The organism is Cupriavidus sp. H39 (assembly GCF_050271075.1).
Taxonomy (GTDB): Bacteria; Pseudomonadota; Gammaproteobacteria; order Burkholderiales; family Burkholderiaceae; genus Cupriavidus; species Cupriavidus necator_B.
Map to the genome: position 1 here is coordinate 509,722 of NZ_CP189846.1, position 15,572 is coordinate 525,293.

A 15,572-nucleotide genomic window follows, 5' to 3' on the forward strand; every position below is an offset into this window, starting at 1 on the left:
GATGTCAGTCAAGCTGGGCGCCGGACTTCTGCACCACGGCGCGCCACTTGCCGACCTCGGCCTTGACGAAGCCGCCCAGCTGCTCGGGCGTGGTCGACGGCGCGAATTCCAGGCCCTGGGCCTGCAGGGTCTTGCGCACCTCGGGCTGCTTCAGGGCATCGGCAAAGGCGCGGTTGAGCTTGCCGATCACTTCGGGCGGCGTGCCGGCGGGTGCGACCACGCCGAAGAACACCGACACGTCGAAGCCCGGCACGCCCTGCTCCGCCACTGTCGGCACGTCAGGCAGCGCCTGCGAGCGCGCCTTGGTGGTGACGCCCAGCGCGCGCACCTTGCCGCTCTTGATGAAGGGCATCGCGGTCAGCACGTCGGTAAAGGTCATGCTGACCTGGCCGCCCAGCAGGTCGTTCAGCGCGGGGCCGGTACCCTTGTACGGGATGTGCTGGAAATCGGTGCCGGTGACGTTGTTGAACAGCACCCCGGCCAGGTGCGACGAGGCGCCGTTGCCGGAGGAGGCATAGGTCAGCTTGCCCGGGTGCGCCTTGCCATAGGCAATCAGCTCATTGACGTTCTTCGCCGGCACCGACTGATTGACCACCAGCACGTTGGGCAGCTGGCCGATCTGGATCACCGGCGCGAAGCTCTTGACCGGGTCGTAGTTGATCTTGCGGTACAGGCTGACATTGATCGCCAGCGGCGCCGAGGTGCCGAACATCAGCGTGTAGCCGTCGGGCTCGGCGCGCGCCACCACCTCGGCGCCGATATTGCCGCCGGCGCCGGCGCGGTTTTCCACCACCACCGGCTGGCCCAGGCTGGTCTTGAGCGCGGCGGCCAGCGTGCGCGCCATGGCATCGGTGGGGCCGCCCGGCGGGTAAGTGACGACCATCATGATCGGCTTGGACGGGAAGTCCTTCTGCGCGAAGGCGGGGGCGATAAACAGCGAGCAGGCGGCGAGGGCCGCGACGCGGTGCCAGAGTTTCATGGCGTTGTCTCCTGGGTATAGGACGTCTCCCGCCGGTGGCGGGATGGTGTTGCGGGGGATTGGTGCCGGACGTGGATCCGGTCAGAACACGTTGACCTGGTCGACCGCGCCGGCGCCACGCACCGTGCCGTCAGCCGGCGCGACGGTCTCGGCCAGCCACTCGGGCTCGGGCTGCGCGGCCAGCGGGTCCTGCGGCAGCACGCGGTGGCGCAGCACCAGCTGCGCCAGCCGCATGCGGCGCACCGAGCCGATGCGCCCGGCTTCCCAGGCCATCGCCACCGCACTGGTGACGTGGTACAGCGCCGAGGCGGCCTGGCGCGCCAGCAGCTCGCCGTCGGCACCAGCCTCGGCGGCCTGGCCGGCCAGCGTCGCCGCGGCGGCGATGGCGCGCTCGAACACGGCGCGGGCACCGGCGTGCATCGGCGTATCGGCCAGCAACGCGGCCAGGTGCGCCTGCAACACCGGCAGCGCGCCTTCGCGCCGCACCGCGCGCAGCACGTCGAGCGCGACGATATTGCTGGTGCCTTCCCAGATCGAGCCGAGGTGCGCGTCGCGCAGCAGGCGCGGGTCGCTCCATTCCTCGATATAGCCGCAGCCGCCGCGAATCTCCATGGCGTCGCCGGTGACCTTGCGTGCGTCGCGGCACGCGCGGAACTTGATCAGCGGCGTCAGGATGCGCATCAGCGGGTAGGCGTCGGGCTCGCCGGCATCGGCGCGGCGCAGCGCCTCGGCGGTCTGGAACACCATGGTGCGCGCCTGCTCGGTGGGCAGCGTCAGCTTGAGCAGCTGGCGGCGCATCAGCGGCATGTCCTGCAGGCGCTTGCCGAAGACCTGGCGCTCGCGCGCGATGAACAGCCCTTCGGTCAGCGCGCGGCGCATCAGCCCGGCCGCGCGCACGCCGTTGGACAGGCGCGAGTTGTTGATCATGTCGGCCATCTGCACGAAGCCGCGGCCGGGTTCGCCCACCAGGTAAGCGTGCGCGCCCTCCAGCCGGATTTCACCACTGGCCATCGAGCGCGTGCCCAGCTTGTCCTTCAGGCGGATGATGCGGTAGTGGTTGGCGCTGCCGTCGGCCAGCTTGCGCGGCAGCAGGAACAGCGACACGCCCTTGTGGCCGGGCACGGCGTTGCCGGCCTCGTCCTCCACCCGCGCCAGCACCATCGCCAGCGCGGCATCGGGGTTGGAGCAGAACCACTTGTCGCCCAGCAGGCGCCAGCCGCCCTCGGCCGAGGCATCGCGCACCGCGCGCGTGGCGGTGGCGGCCACGTCGGAGCCGGCGCCCTGCTCGGTCATGAACATCGCGCCCTGGTACAGGTCGTCGAACACCTGCGTGGTCAGGCTGGGCAGGAAGCGCTCGACCAGCGCCGGGTCGCCGAACTTGCGCAGCGTGCGCGTCAGCGAATCGGTCATTGACAGCGGGCAGCACAGGCCGAACTCGGCCTGCACGAACAGATACGTGAGCGCGTACTTGGCCGCCGGCGGCATGGGCTTGTCCCAGCCCAGCACGCCGCCGCGGTGCGAGGCCGCGGCGAGGCCGAATTCGGCAAAGGCCACGCGCTCCATCTCGACATAGGCCGGGTGCTTGTCGATGCGCTGCGCGTCCACGCCGGCGCGGGTGCGGTAAGTGAGCTCGGGCGGGTTGCGGTCGGCCACGCCGGCCAGTTCGTCAAGCACGCCGCCGGCCAGCGCGCCCATGCGCTCGAGGTACGGCAACAGGTGCTTGAACAGGTCGGGCGGCAGGTACAGCGGCAGCAGCGCGCGCAGGTCCGGGTCGGCGGCGAACAGGCTGCCACCCTGGCGGTCGGGCACCGGATGGGCGGCGGCCGCCACGGGCGCGGCCTGGGCTTGCTGGGGGATGTCGCGCACGGCGCTGGATGGCATGGCTGGTCTCCTGGTATGGGGTGGGTGCCGGCTTGCGGCCCCTTTGGCCTCCATTATTCAAACCCCAAGGATTTGCGTCTAATTCTAAAATTGGCTTGATCCATATAATTTCTGTATCGCCATGGAATTCCGCCACCTGCGTTACTTCCTCGTGCTGGCCGAGGAACTGCACTTCGGCCGCGCCGCGCGCCGGCTGGCCATCTCGCAGCCGCCGCTGTCGCTCAATATCCAGCAGCTCGAGGCCTCGGTCGGGGCGCGGCTGTTCGACCGCGACAGCCGCGGCGTGCGGCTGACCGCGGCCGGACGGGCCTTTCGCGAATCGGCCACGGCCCTGCTGGCGCAGGCCGAGGCCGCGCGGGTGCTGGCGCGCGACATCGAAGCCGGCGCGGTCGGGCGCCTGCGCGTGGGCTTTGTCGGCTCGATGCTGTACCGGGGGCTGCCGCAGACGCTGCGCGAGTTCCAGGCCGCCTACCCCGGCATCCAGGTGGCGCTGACCGAGCTGAACTCGCAGGAGCAGATCGACGCGCTGCTGCACGACGAACTCGACGCCGCCTTCATCCACACCGGCCGGGTGCCTGACACGCTGCAGGCGACGCTGGTGCATACCGAGCCCTTTGTCTGCTGCCTGCCCGCCGACCATGCACTGGCCAAGCTGGCCGAACTGCCGCTGGCGGCATTGCGCGGCGAGCCGTTCGTGCTGTTCTCGCGCAAGGCCTCGCCCGACTACTACAGCCGGATCTTCGACATGTGCGCCGCGCAAGGCTTCTATCCGCAGATCCGGCATGAGGTGCGGCACTGGTTGTCGGTGGTGTCGCTGGTGTCGCAGGGGATGGGGGTGGCGGTGGTGCCGGCGGCGCTGGCGCGTTCCGGCATGGCCGGTGCCGCGTTCCGGCCGCTGGCGGACGCGACGGTGCGCTCGGAGGTCTACTGTGCGTGGAACGTCGCGCCGGACCATCCGGCGCGCGACCATTTTGTCGCCATGGTGGCGGCGAAGGCGGCAGGCCCGAAGCGCGGCCATAAAGAAAAAGCCACCGGTCCAGGGACCGATGGCTTGTGAAGTACGCGTGGAACGGGGTGTTCAGCGTGCCGTGAGCTTAACGCCGCTGGCTTACGGCATCCAATAACGCAAATGCAGTAATTGAGCGGTGCCACCGAAGCGCAAGCCTGCGCCGCTAAGCGGTTATCATTCGCCTCCTGCCGTGCCCGGCGCGGCAAGGCTGGCGTGCCCGCCGTTTGAGGGGCAACGCAAAGCCCCATTTGCGATACAATGAAAACGATTTTCATTTACATACCCCGGCGCGGTCGCACGGACCGCTTGGCGGCAGGCCGCGCCACGGACTGGAAGCATGATGCGGTTGTCTGAACTTCCACGGCGCACGCCCGCCGTAGTGCAATCGGTGGACGACGCCACCCCCGGGGATCCGGTCGCGCGCCGCCTGCGCGAACTGGGCTTCGTTCCCGGCGAAGCCGTGCAGATCATCGCCTACGGGCCGTTCGGCATGGATCCGCTGGTGGCGCAGGTGGGCTTCACGCGCTTCGCGCTGCGCCGCTCGGAGGCGGCGCGCATCGGCGTCGAAGTCGCCAGCGCCTCGGTCACCCGCCTCGCCCCCGCCGCGCAGGGCGACGAGACTGCCCCACCGTCCGCCCAACGGACTGCCTGAGCCTTCCCGGATTATGTCTGCAGCTGCTTCCCCTTCTGCCCTGCGCATTGCGCTGGTCGGCAATCCCAATTGCGGCAAGACCGCACTGTTCAACCGCCTGACCGGCAGCCGCCAGAAGGTGGCCAACTACGCCGGCGTCACCGTGGAGCGCAAGGAAGGCTATTTCGTGTCGCCGGCCGGACGCCAGGTACGCATCCTGGACCTGCCCGGCGCCTACAGCCTGCATGCGGCCAGCCTCGATGAGGCCATCACGCGCGATGTCTGCCTGGGCCAGCGCCCCGGCGAAGCGCGTCCGGACCTGCTGGTGTCGGTGGTCGACGCCACGAACCTGCGCCTGCACCTGCGCTTCGTGCTGGAACTGCGGCAGCTGGGGCTGCCGATGGTGGTGGTGCTCAATATGAGCGACGCCGCCGCGCGGCGCGGCATCGAGATCGACCGCGACAAGCTGGCGGCCGCGCTGGGCGTGCCGGTGGTCAGCACCGTGGCGGTCCGGCGCGACGGCGCCGCGGCGCTGGTGAGCCTGCTCGACGCCACGCTGCCGCCCGCCCCCCCGACCGCATCGGAGTTCGCCAGCGATGTCGACGTGCATGCCGAAGTCAACCGCCTGCTGTCCGCCGCGGTGAGCATGCCGGCGCGCACCGCCGCGCTGGACGACCGCATCGACCGCATCGTGCTGCACCCGGTGTTCGGCCTGCTGTTGCTGGCGGTGCTGCTGTTCCTGATGTTCCAGGCGGTGTTTTCGTGGGCCGAGCCATTGATGGACGGCATCGAGGGCGGCGTGCACTGGGCCGGCGAGATGCTGGGCGCCTGGCTGCCCGACGGCATGCTCAAGAGCCTGCTGGTCGACGGCCTGGTCGCGGGGCTGGGCAGCGTGGTGGTGTTCCTGCCGCAGATCCTGATCCTGTTTCTTTTCATCCTGACGCTGGAAGAATCTGGCTACCTGCCGCGCGCGGCCTTCCTGCTCGACCGCCTGATGATCGGCGCGGGCCTGTCGGGGCGCTCGTTCATTCCGCTGCTGTCCAGCTTTGCCTGCGCCATTCCGGGCATCATGGCCACGCGCACCATCCAGGACCCGCGCGACCGGCTCACCACCATCCTGGTGGCGCCGCTGATGACCTGCTCGGCACGGCTGCCGGTCTATGCGCTGCTGATCGGCGCCTTCATCCCCGAGCGCACCGTGATGGGCCTGTTCAACCTGCAGGGCCTGGTGCTGTTTGCGCTGTACGTGGCCGGCATCGTCAGCGCGCTGGTGGTGGCCTATGCGCTCAAGTTCCTGCGCCGCGACCGCACCGACCATCCGCTGCTGATGGAGCTGCCTTCGTACCGTATCCCCAACCCGCGCGACGTGGCCATCGGCCTGTGGGAACGTGCCCGCACCTTCCTGTCGCGCGTGGGCAAGGTGATCCTGGCGCTGACGGTGCTGCTGTGGTTCCTGTCGACCTTTCCGTCCGCCCCCGCGGGCGCGACCGCGCCGGCCATCGACTACAGCTTTGCCGGCATGATCGGCCATGCGCTGCAGAAGGTGTTTGCGCCGGTGGGCTTCAACTGGCAGATCTGCATTGCGCTGGTGCCGGGGCTGGCCGCACGCGAAGTCGCCGTGGGCGCGCTGGCCACCGTCTACGCGCTGTCGGGCAGCGAAGAGACCGTGGCGACGCAGCTGGCGCCGATGATCGCGGCGCAGTGGTCACTGGCCACCGCGCTGTCGCTGCTGGCGTGGTACGTGTTCGCGCCGCAGTGCATCTCCACGCTGGCGGTGATCCGGCGCGAAACCAACTCCTGGAAGGTGATGGCGCTGTCGGCCGCCTACCTGACCGGGCTGGCCTACCTGGCCGCATTCGTGACCTACCGCGTCGCGCTGATGTTCAGCTGAGGCCAGCCGCCGCCATGACCTTCTACCACGCCATTGAAACCCTGCTGGTGCCGCTGATCGTGCTGGCATGCGCGGTGTCGGTGGTGGCGCGCTATGCGCCGCGCACGCGCGAGCGCGTCAAGGCGGCGCTGGCGGCGCGCCTGGGCGGTCCCGCCGCCGCAGGCTGGCGCGGCCGCCTGGCACGCTGGCTGGCCCCGCAGGCCGCCGCGGGCTGCGCCAGCGGCTGCGACGACGGCGGCTGCAATACCTGCGGCGCCAATACCAGCACATCGGCCAGCCCGGACAAGCCTGCCGAGCAGGTGGTGCGCTTCGTGCGCAAGCGCTGAACGACGCGCTTTCCTTCTCCAGAGATCCACGCAGAAACGGGTACGCCCGCTGCTTTCGGCCGGTGCCGAAGCAGCGGTTTGCGCTCGTCTGCGCGTGTCTGTGGGCCCTGCGACGCGGGCCGTGCGCTGGTCAGTCGGGCCCTGGAAAGCCTTGCGTCCCGGCGCGCAGAATTGGGTACGCTTTGCGTGGGCTTGCTTGGTGTGCAGGCCGGGAAGTGTCGAAAGCTGGCACGCAGAAATGGGTACGATTTACCTTTCTACCCATCATCCATGCCGCTTGTGTACTCCCTCTTCCGCAAGCGAGCGGGGAGCAAACCGACAGCCTGCCATTTGCCCCATAAAGCAAAACGCCCTCCATGCGGAGGGCGTCTTGCCAGCTGCGGGATACCGGCGTTTACCTGACCGTACCGAAGACGACCAGCTTCAGCGGCGTATTGTCGGCGACCGCGGTGCAGGTCGCGGTGATGGTGAAGTCCCCGGGTCCGGTGCCGCTGGCGCGTACCTGGTTGGGCAGCATCAGCATGCTCGGGCTCAGCGACACCGGCCCGGTGCTGGACCATGCCCAGTCCTTGCACGCGGTGAACTGCGCATCCTCGCCCAGGTGCTTCATGCGTGCGGTCACCTCGATCGGCATGGGCGCCATCAGCAGCAGCGTCATCGGCTCTTGGTTATCGCCCACCAGTGCCCACAGCGGGTTCTCCGTCACCGTCAGGGTGGCGCTGCGGCGCTCGCCCAGCTTGCTGCTGACCGCGGTCACGGTCAGGCTGCCCTGGACCGGACCGGTGTCTCCCGCCAGGCTGGTACGCACCGTGGCGTCATGCGTACCCGCGGCTTCCAAGGCGGACAGCGTGGCCGAGGTCTCCGTGTAGCTCCAGCTGCCGTCGAAGTCCGCGGTCACGTCCTGGCCGTCGTGGCGCAGCACGCGCGCGCTGAAGGTCTCCGGACGGTTGCTGAACACCTGCAGCGCATTGACTTCGCGCCCGCCCTGGGTGGTCACCACGCGATAGGCCGCGGCGCCGTTCTTCTGCACCGTCACGGCGATGACGCCGGCGAGGGCATGTCCGTCCGGCGCGGTCACCGAGACCGAGACACTGGCCGTGGCCGCGGTCGTGGGCGAGCCGTTGCTGGCCTTCAGCGTGGCGCTGTTCTGGCTGGCCGCGACCTGGACCGCGGTGCCGCTGCTGGACCAGGCCCAGTTGGCAACGCTGGCCGACACATCGCTGCCGTTGCTGTCGAGCAGCGCCACTTTGACCGGCAGTTCCTGGCCATCGCGCATCGACAGGCTGGTGGCGGGCATCGACAGCGTGTAGCTCAGGGCCGACGCCGGCACCACGGTGATGGTGGCCGCTTGCGCGGGCAGCTGCACCGTGGTGTTGTCGGTGCCCCGCACCGTTGCAACCACCTGCACGGTGGTGGTGCCGGGGGCAACGCCCTTGACCACGGCGCTGCCCGGCGTGCCGGCGCTTGGCTGCACGGTGGCGACGGCGCTGTCGGTGCTGACCCACTCAAACGTGGTGTTGCCCGATACGTCGACGCCGTTGCTGTCCACGGCCAGAGCGCTGATGGTCAGCGTGCGGCCAACCCCCACCTCGCCGGAGGTCACGCTCATCTTCGCCGTATAGGTCAGCGGCGTGGTCGTGCGGCCCGATGCCGGCGCGGCCGGCGTGCCGCTGCCACCGCCACCGCCGCATGCCGCCAGCAACAAGGCCGCGGCCGGGCCCGCCAGCCAGGATGCCCACCTTCTCAGTCTCATGATGTTTCCCCCAGTCGTGTTTTTTCCCGCGCTACCAGCCTAGGCACAAAGCGGCGCACGCAATACCAGCCAGAGGACTGAGGTGCAGCGCACAGAACCCCGCAGCGATTCATCCATTCAGGGCAGAGCCTCGCCTTGCGGGCGACGGAACGCCAGGCCGCCACGCGCCAGCGGCCGCAGGGGGCTCAACCGTTTGGCGCAATCCGTTGCTGCCGCTCCCCCGACCGGGCCACGGTGGATCGGCGCGCAACGCGGCCCGCGTTCAACCCTTGACCGGCTCCCAAGTTGTCGACTAACCTTGCCCGGTCATATGGACTTGCGCTGCGTGCGTACCCACCGGAGCGGCTGCGGCCCTCTCTCTCTCCAGCCACGATGAACCGTTACACCAGCACTCCCTGCCAGGCTGCCGATGCGTCCCGCATCGCTGCCCGCGCACGCGTGCTGGCCGCCCAGGCATCGGGCCGCGCCCTGCGCGCTTCCTCGCTACCGCTAAGCCTACCGATCGGTTGCCGGGCCTAGGGCCCCGTGGCAGTTCGGCAGCCTTTCGCCACCCTTTTCCCGTTGATCCATCGTTTATCTTCCCTTGCGAGGAAGGAGACCCCGTATGCTCGGCAATCCCGCCACCAAGTACCGCCCCGCCGCCACCGTCGACATCCCTGACCGCACCTGGCCCGGCCGCACCCTCACGCGCGCGCCGCGCTGGATGAGCACCGACCTGCGCGACGGCAACCAGGCCCTGATCGAGCCGATGAACCCGGCGCGCAAGCTGCGCTTCTTCGAACAGCTGGTGAAGATCGGCCTGAAGGAAATCGAAGTGGCGTTTCCCTCCGCCTCGCAGACCGACTTCGACTTCGTGCGCATGCTGATCGAGCAACAGCGCATTCCCGACGACGTGACAATCGTCGTGCTGACGCAGTCGCGCGAGGACCTGATCCGCCGTACCGTCGAATCCGTGCGCGGCGCGGCGCGCGCCACCGTGCACCTGTACAACCCGATCGCACCGGCCTGGCGGCGCATCGTCTTCAATGCCTCGCGCGACGAGATCAAGGCAGTCGCGGTATCGGGCACGCGCCTGATCAAGTCGCTGACCGATGCCATGCCCGAGACCGCCTGGACCTACGAGTATTCGCCCGAGACCTTCAGCCTGGCCGAACTCGATTTCTCGCTGGAAGTGAGCGACGCGGTGTCAGCCGCGTGGCAGGCCGGGCCAGGCCGCCCGATGATCCTGAACCTGCCGACCACGGTGGAATGCAGCACGCCCAATGTATTCGCCGACCAGGTCGAATGGATGCACCGCCGCCTCGCCCGGCGCGAGCACATCGCGCTGTCGGTGCACCCGCACAATGACCGCGGCACCGCGGTGGCGGCCGCGGAGCTGGCACTGATGGCGGGCGCCGACCGCGTCGAGGGCTGCCTGTTCGGCAACGGCGAGCGCACCGGCAACGTCGACCTGGTGACGCTGGCGCTGAACCTCTATACGCAGGGCGTGGCGCCACAGCTGGACTTCTCCGATATCGATGCGGTGCGCCAGTGCGTGGAGCACTGCAACCAGCTGCCGGTGCACCCGCGCCATCCGTATGTGGGCGACCTGGTGTTCACCGCGTTCTCGGGCTCGCACCAGGACGCGATCCGCAAGGGCTTCGCGCAGCAGCAGCCGGACGGCATCTGGGAAGTGCCCTACCTGCCGATCGACCCGGCCGACCTGGGCCGCAGCTATGACGCGGTGATCCGCGTCAACAGCCAGTCGGGCAAGGGCGGCATGGCTTACCTGCTGGAACAGGTGCATGGCCTCTACCTGCCGCGCCGCCTGCAGATCGAGTTCAGCCGCGCGGTGCAGGCCATGACCGACGACACCGGGCTGGAAGCGAGCGCGGACGACCTCCACGCCCTGTTCCAGCGCGAGTACCTGGCGCGCGAGACGCCGCTGCGCTATGTCTCGCATCAGTTGGCATCTGACAGCGGTGGCGCCACCGTGATCACGGTGCAGATGGTGCGCGACGGCCAGCCCTGCAGCGTGCGCGGTAGCGGCAACGGCCCTATCGACGCCTTCGTCAATGCGCTGGACCTGCCGGTACGCGTGATGGATTACCACGAGCATGCGATGACCGCCGGCGCCGATGCGCGGGCAGCGTGCTATGTGGAAGTGCGCGTGGGCGATTCGCCGACCGGGTTCGGCGCGGGCATCGACGCCAACCTGGTCACGGCCTCGCTGCGCGCGGTGCTCTCGGGCGTGAACCGGCACCTGCAGGCCGGCTTTGGTGCAAGCCATCCCATCGCACATGCCGCTGCGGCCGGCGCGGCCGCCGAGGCCTGACGCCCGGCGTATCGCAAGAAAACCGGTGTGCCCCGCCCCCACGGGGCACACCCGGAAAGACGCCCTTGCGGGCGCCCACGACATGCCTGGTGCGGATCCTGGTACCAATGCGCGCGCACCGCATTGCACGTGCTCGGATCTTTCGCAAAGCGTAAGCGGCAGAATCGTGCCGCGCTACGAATCATTTCGCATGTGGTTAGAAGCGACGTCCGAAGCCGCGCCGCGCGTGGCCGCACTGTAGCGCCCTCGCGACGCCGCGCGCACCATTTGGTTCCGCTTGTTTTGTGTCAAGGCCCCCGCCAGCCTGCTCCGCCACACTTGGCCCGGCTTCGATAACAAACCAAGCAGACCTCATGAAAACACTGTCTCTTCGCACCGCCACCTGTTCGGCCATCGCCACCTGCGCCATGCTCGGCGCCTTCGCCACGCCCGCCGCCGCCGCGGACGACGCCCAGGGCAACTGGATGGTGCGTCTGCGCGGCACCTACCTCGACATGGCCAACAGCGCCGATCCCGTTGGCGGCGTCGGCCCGTCCGACCGCATCACGGTCAACAACAAGTGGATCCCGGAACTCGACGTCACCTACTTCTTCACGCCGAACATCGCCGCCGAACTGGTGCTGACGGTGCCGCAGAAGCAGAACGTCTACCTCGATGGCAACAAGATCGGCACCTTCAAGCATCTGCCACCGACACTGCTGGTGCAGTACCACTTCATTCCGAACGGCACTTTCCGCCCGTATATCGGCGCAGGTTTGAACTTCACCCGCATCTGGGGCGAGAACATCGCCAATAACGCGTTGCAGCTCGACAGCTGGAGCGTCGGGCCCGCGCTGCAGATCGGCATGGACTACAAGCTGACCAAAAACTGGTTCCTGAACGCCGACATCAAGAAGATCTGGCTGTCGAGCGACGTCAAGGCGGGGGACGTCAAGGTATCCAAGGTAAGCCTGGATCCGTGGCTGTTCAGCATGGGGGTGGGCTATCGGTTCTGATCCTGCCACGCCATGCAAAAGGCCGGCGCCCATCGGGCGCCGGCCTTTTTGCCTTGCGGATGAACGCGTCGGCCGACGCTACCGGAACGCTGGCTCGTCAAAGCTGCGCAGCTTGCGCGAATGCAGTTGCTCGACGCCGTGCTCGCGCAGGATGCGGATCGCCTCCAGCCCAATGGTCATATGCTGGCTGACGCGCTGCCGATAGAACGCGTTGGCCATGCCGCGCAGCTTGAGTTCGCCATGCAGCGGCTTGTCCGACACGCACAGCAGGGTGCCATACGGCACGCGCAGCCGGAAGCCATTGGCCGCCACGGCCGCGCTTTCCATGTCGATGGCAATCGCGCGCGACTGGTTGAAACGCGCATACAGCGACTTGGACTTCAGCTCCCAGTTGCGGTCGTCGGTCGAGACCACCGTGCCGGTGCGCATGCGCGTCTTCATCTCGTTGCCCGACAGCCCGGTCACGCGCGCCACGGCCTCTTGCAGCGCCACCTGGATCTCGGCGATGGGCGGCACCGGCACCCATGGCGGCAGGTCGTGGTCGAGCACGTGGTCGTCGCGCACGTAGGCGTGCGCCAGCACGTAGTCACCAAGCTGCTGCGAGCGGCGCAGGCCGCCGCAGTGGCCCACCATCAGCCAGCAGTGCGGGCGCAGCACGGCGAGGTGGTCGGTCATGGTCTTGGCGTTGGACGGCCCGACGCCGATGTTGACCAGCGTCACGCCCAGCTTGTCGCCGCGCACCAGGTGGTAGGCCGGCATCTGCGGCAGCACGCGCGGGCGCGTGGCGTCGTCGGGTTCCGCCGCGCCGAGGTCCTGCACCACGTCGCCGGGCTCGACAAAGCGGGTGTAGCCGCCGCCGTCGCCATCGCCCATCAGCGCGCGTCCCAGCGCGACGAATTCATCGACATAGCGCTGGTAGTTGGTGAACAGCACGAAGCGCTGGAAATGCTGCGGCGCCGTGCCGGTGTAGTGGTAGAGCCGCTGCAGCGCCAGGTCCACGCGCTCCGCCGGGAACAGCGACAGCGGCCAGGCTTCGCCGGGCACCGGCTCATAGGTGCCGTTGGCAATGCCGTCGTCGATGCGGTTCAGTTCGGGCAGCACGAACGACGCTTCCAGCTCGCGCGCCTGGGTGTAGCTGATGTCGGTGGTGGAGGCTTCGATCACGAACGGCAGCGGGATCGGGCGCCGGCTCAGGCCCACCACCACCGGCACGCGGTGATAGCGCATCAGCCGCTCGATCTGGTCGCGGTAGTAATCGGCCAGCAGGTCGGGGCGCGTCACCGTGGTGCCATAGACGCCGGGGTACGCCACCGTGCCCCATGACGGCCGGCTGTCGGTGACCATGGTCTCGATGTTGACCGAGATGCCCAGGTACGGGTAGCACGCATGCGCGGCCGAGGGCAGGGGCTTGCCGCCGGCGAAGGCATCGAAGCGCGCACGCACGGCGCCGACCGATGCCTCGTAGATGTCGCGGATGCGGGCGAGCGCCGCATCCGCGTCGGTGAACTCGGCAAGCTGGTCGGCTGGATGCGCGGAGGAGAAGACGGGGGCGTTCATGGAGGCCATGATACCGCGCCGGCGCGTTGCCGTGAGCGACGCCCCGCCGTGCCAGGCGCCAAATTGACGCGCCCGCGCACGCTCGCTACACTCCGCCAATTGCGCAGCACGGCTCGCCGTGCCGTTCTCGACTCGCGGCGCCCCTGGTGGCAAGGGGCGGCGAGGGGGCCGTACACGATTTGCTGGGAGAGCCGCCAATGGAAATCCGTAACTTGTTGCCCGACGACCTCGAGGCAGCCAGGCAACTACTGATCGCCAATGGCTGGGCTCACCGGGTCGGCGGTCCCGAAAAATTCGCGCGGCTGGTCGCCAATTCGCAGCGCGTCGCCGTGGCGGTTGAAAAAGGCGAGGTGGTCGGCTTCGCCCGCGCGCTGTGCGACGACGTCTGCGACGGCTTCCTGTCGATGGTGGTGGTCGCACCCGGCCACCGCCGGCACGGCATCGGCCGCGCCCTGGTGCGGCATATCGTCGGCAGCGATCCCGATATCAACTGGATGCTGCGCGCGGCACGCTCTTCCGAAGCGGCGTTCTTCGGCCAGCTCGGCTTTACGCCCTCGATGGTCGCGATGGAGCGGCGCCGGCCCTGAGCCGCCCATCCCCCCTTTCGTAGTTCAGCGTGCGCCGATCTTGCGGCGCAGTTCTTCGGCCGTACCCACCTGCCGGAACAGCGGCCCGCCCGGCGCAAAGCGATCGGCGCTGGCCAGCGGCCCCACCACCACCGGTTCGAATCCCGCATCGCGCACCAGTTGCGCGGCCACCTGCAACGCAGCCGGGTCATCGCCCGCGATCGGCACCGCCACCAGCCCGCCGGGCCGGTGATGCTCGCTGGCAAATTGCGCCGCGCCCATGAAGTTGAAGGCTCGCACCACGCGCGCGCCGCGCAGGTAGCGCGCGGTGGTAAGGCCGATGCCATCGCGCCGCGCCTCGTCGGCGATGGGGCCGTCGCGGTGTTCATAGGCGTTGGTGGCATCGAGCACGATCTTGCCTTGCCAGGCCCTGGCATGGTCGCGGCTGAGTTGCGGCAGCGCGCCGTAGGGCATGGCCAGGAACAGCACGTCCGAGAACGCATTGGCCTCGGCCACGGTGCCGGCGCGTGCGCGCGTACCCAATTCTTCGACCAGCGGCTTGCGGCGCCCCATGGGATGACTCTAGGCGAAAAGGCGCCGCCCCTGGCTAGCGGTCGCCGCGGATCGGGCCATACTCGGCCGGCACCCATGCATAGCCGGCGCTATCGCGGCGCACATGGCCCAGGCCCGGGAACGGCATATGCGCGCCGCCCACCCACAGCCGGCCTCGGGCCGCCTGCTCCAGCAAGCGCTTGCGCGTGATGACGGCCTGGTGGCTGTCGACGTCGAATTCGATCGCCACCTGCGGCCGCCGCAGTTGCAGCGCGTGGTTGTGCACGATGTCGCCCCACAGCAGCAAGCTGTCTTTGCCCGAGGTGAACAGGTAGCCGCTGTGGCCCGGGGTATGCCCGTTGGCCTGCACTACGCGCACCCCGGGAATGGGCTCGCCGCCGGCGCCGCCGCTGAAGGTGCGCAAACGCTGCGCCGCCTGGTACGGCGCCACCGCGGCACGCGCCATGGCGAACAGGCCCTGCGCCTCCTTGGGCGCAGCAGCGGCGTTGGCGTCGCTCAGCCAGTAGTCGAGGTCGGCCTTGTCCACATACACCGTCGCGTTCGGGAACGCGGCCTTGCCGTCGGCGGCCAGGCCGCAGGCGTGGTCGCCATGCAGGTGCGTGAGCAGCACGGTGTCGACCTGTTCGGGCGCATAGCCCGCAGCGCGCAGGTTCTCGCCGATGCGTCCCAGCGTCGGCCCGAAACAGGCCGCCGCGCCGGTGTCGACCAGCACCAGGTGGCTGCCGGTATGGATCAGGTAAGCATTGACGGCGGTCTGCATGCCCGGCGTCGAGGCCACGAACATGCGCGCCAGCAAGCTCTGTACTTCACGCGCACTGGTGTACTTGAAGATCTTCGGATCCAGATCGATGTAGCCGTCATAGAGCGCGGTGACTTCGAGCTGGCCCACCATCATGCGGTAATAGCCCGGCACCTGGGTCTTCTGCTGTGCCGGCGGCGCGGCGGTCTGCGCGCCGGCCACGCCAGCGGCCAGCACGGCGCTGCCCATGGCGATGGCGAGGACGGCACGCGATACGGCCCGGCGCAGCGTCGGGCGCTGGCGTCGGCGGGAGGTGGCATGGCGCACCACGGACTGCAGCTTCATATCCTGATCCTGT

The 15,572-nt window shown here is 68.8% G+C and carries 12 protein-coding genes and 1 pseudogene; 7 read left to right on the forward strand and 6 right to left on the reverse strand.

Annotated features, from left to right (window positions below; all coding sequences use genetic code 11):
• Positions 1–4: 4 nt before the first annotated feature.
• Together ACOCMH_RS02730 and ACOCMH_RS02735 are read right to left on the reverse strand one after the other, a co-directional pair.
• Complete coding sequence (locus ACOCMH_RS02730) at positions 5–979, reverse strand: Bug family tripartite tricarboxylate transporter substrate binding protein (RefSeq protein WP_427307645.1); 975 nt, start codon at positions 977–979, stop codon at positions 5–7.
• Between the two features lie 81 nt (positions 980–1,060).
• Positions 1,061–2,860 (reverse strand): acyl-CoA dehydrogenase family protein, encoded by a 1,800-nt coding sequence (locus ACOCMH_RS02735; protein WP_427307647.1) that lies wholly within the window; start codon positions 2,858–2,860, stop codon positions 1,061–1,063.
• Positions 2,861–2,981: 121 nt separating this feature from the next.
• On the opposite strand from ACOCMH_RS02735, the gene ACOCMH_RS02740 reads away from it, so the two are divergent.
• The 4 genes from ACOCMH_RS02740 (at position 2,982) to ACOCMH_RS02755 (ending at position 6,717) form a co-directional block, all read left to right on the forward strand.
• Positions 2,982–3,917 carry a LysR substrate-binding domain-containing protein gene (locus ACOCMH_RS02740; RefSeq protein WP_427307648.1) on the forward strand — a complete coding sequence of 312 codons (936 nt, stop codon included), beginning with the start codon at positions 2,982–2,984 and terminating at the stop codon, positions 3,915–3,917.
• Positions 3,918–4,209: 292 nt separating this feature from the next.
• Positions 4,210–4,521: a FeoA family protein gene (locus ACOCMH_RS02745; protein WP_427308335.1), complete on the forward strand. Its 312-nt coding sequence runs from the start codon at positions 4,210–4,212 to the stop codon at positions 4,519–4,521.
• Between the two features lie 13 nt (positions 4,522–4,534).
• The gene (feoB, locus tag ACOCMH_RS02750) at positions 4,535–6,391 is read left to right on the forward strand and encodes a ferrous iron transport protein B (protein ID WP_427307650.1); all 1,857 of its coding nucleotides are present in this window, start codon (positions 4,535–4,537) and stop codon (positions 6,389–6,391) included.
• A 14-nt stretch (positions 6,392–6,405) separates the two neighbouring features.
• On the forward strand, positions 6,406–6,717 hold the full coding sequence (locus tag ACOCMH_RS02755) for a DUF6587 family protein (protein WP_427307651.1): 312 nt from the start codon (positions 6,406–6,408) through the stop codon (positions 6,715–6,717).
• A gap of 394 nt (positions 6,718–7,111) precedes the next feature.
• Here ACOCMH_RS02755 and ACOCMH_RS02760 read toward each other — a convergent pair whose 3' ends face one another.
• Positions 7,112–8,470, reverse strand: a complete 1,359-nt coding sequence (locus ACOCMH_RS02760; RefSeq protein ID WP_427307652.1) for a hypothetical protein — start codon at positions 8,468–8,470, stop codon at positions 7,112–7,114.
• Positions 8,471–9,074: 604 nt separating this feature from the next.
• On the opposite strand from ACOCMH_RS02760, the gene leuA reads away from it, so the two are divergent.
• Positions 9,075–10,784, forward strand: coding sequence for a 2-isopropylmalate synthase (leuA, locus tag ACOCMH_RS02765; protein WP_427307654.1), 1,710 nt, complete (start codon positions 9,075–9,077; stop codon positions 10,782–10,784).
• Positions 10,785–11,137: 353 nt separating this feature from the next.
• Positions 11,138–11,779, forward strand: coding sequence for an OmpW/AlkL family protein (locus ACOCMH_RS02770; RefSeq protein WP_427307655.1), 642 nt, complete (start codon positions 11,138–11,140; stop codon positions 11,777–11,779).
• 78 nt (positions 11,780–11,857) lie between these two features.
• Here the strand turns inward: ACOCMH_RS02770 and ACOCMH_RS02775 are convergent, their stop codons facing one another.
• The gene (locus ACOCMH_RS02775) at positions 11,858–13,345 is read right to left on the reverse strand and encodes an AMP nucleosidase (protein ID WP_171517448.1); all 1,488 of its coding nucleotides are present in this window, start codon (positions 13,343–13,345) and stop codon (positions 11,858–11,860) included.
• Between the two features lie 188 nt (positions 13,346–13,533).
• On the opposite strand from ACOCMH_RS02775, the gene ACOCMH_RS02780 reads away from it, so the two are divergent.
• Positions 13,534–13,923, forward strand: coding sequence for a GNAT family N-acetyltransferase (locus tag ACOCMH_RS02780; protein WP_171517449.1), 390 nt, complete (start codon positions 13,534–13,536; stop codon positions 13,921–13,923).
• A 24-nt stretch (positions 13,924–13,947) separates the two neighbouring features.
• Here the strand turns inward: ACOCMH_RS02780 and ACOCMH_RS02785 are convergent.
• Positions 13,948–14,463: pseudogene (locus ACOCMH_RS02785) on the reverse strand (NADPH-dependent F420 reductase); the annotation flags it as partial.
• 46 nt (positions 14,464–14,509) lie between these two features.
• Positions 14,510–15,559, reverse strand: a complete 1,050-nt coding sequence (locus ACOCMH_RS02790) for an MBL fold metallo-hydrolase (RefSeq protein WP_427307656.1) — start codon at positions 15,557–15,559, stop codon at positions 14,510–14,512.
• Positions 15,560–15,572: the final 13 nt, after the last annotated feature.

Excerpts from the sequence above, each read along its gene's own strand:
- ACOCMH_RS02730 (WP_427307645.1), bottom strand. The coding sequence starts at position 979 with ATGAAACTCTGGCACCGCGTCGCGGCCCTCGCCGCCTGCTCGCTGTTT.
- ACOCMH_RS02735 (WP_427307647.1), bottom strand. The coding sequence starts at position 2,860 with ATGCCATCCAGCGCCGTGCGCGACATCCCCCAGCAAGCCCAGGCCGCG.
- ACOCMH_RS02740 (WP_427307648.1), top strand. The coding sequence starts at position 2,982 with ATGGAATTCCGCCACCTGCGTTACTTCCTCGTGCTGGCCGAGGAACTG.
- ACOCMH_RS02745 (WP_427308335.1), top strand. The coding sequence starts at position 4,210 with ATGCGGTTGTCTGAACTTCCACGGCGCACGCCCGCCGTAGTGCAATCG.
- feoB (WP_427307650.1), top strand. The coding sequence starts at position 4,535 with ATGTCTGCAGCTGCTTCCCCTTCTGCCCTGCGCATTGCGCTGGTCGGC.
- ACOCMH_RS02755 (WP_427307651.1), top strand. The coding sequence starts at position 6,406 with ATGACCTTCTACCACGCCATTGAAACCCTGCTGGTGCCGCTGATCGTG.
- ACOCMH_RS02760 (WP_427307652.1), bottom strand. The coding sequence starts at position 8,470 with ATGAGACTGAGAAGGTGGGCATCCTGGCTGGCGGGCCCGGCCGCGGCC.
- leuA (WP_427307654.1), top strand. The coding sequence starts at position 9,075 with ATGCTCGGCAATCCCGCCACCAAGTACCGCCCCGCCGCCACCGTCGAC.
- ACOCMH_RS02770 (WP_427307655.1), top strand. The coding sequence starts at position 11,138 with ATGAAAACACTGTCTCTTCGCACCGCCACCTGTTCGGCCATCGCCACC.
- ACOCMH_RS02775 (WP_171517448.1), bottom strand. The coding sequence starts at position 13,345 with ATGGCCTCCATGAACGCCCCCGTCTTCTCCTCCGCGCATCCAGCCGAC.
- ACOCMH_RS02780 (WP_171517449.1), top strand. The coding sequence starts at position 13,534 with ATGGAAATCCGTAACTTGTTGCCCGACGACCTCGAGGCAGCCAGGCAA.
- ACOCMH_RS02790 (WP_427307656.1), bottom strand. The coding sequence starts at position 15,559 with ATGAAGCTGCAGTCCGTGGTGCGCCATGCCACCTCCCGCCGACGCCAG.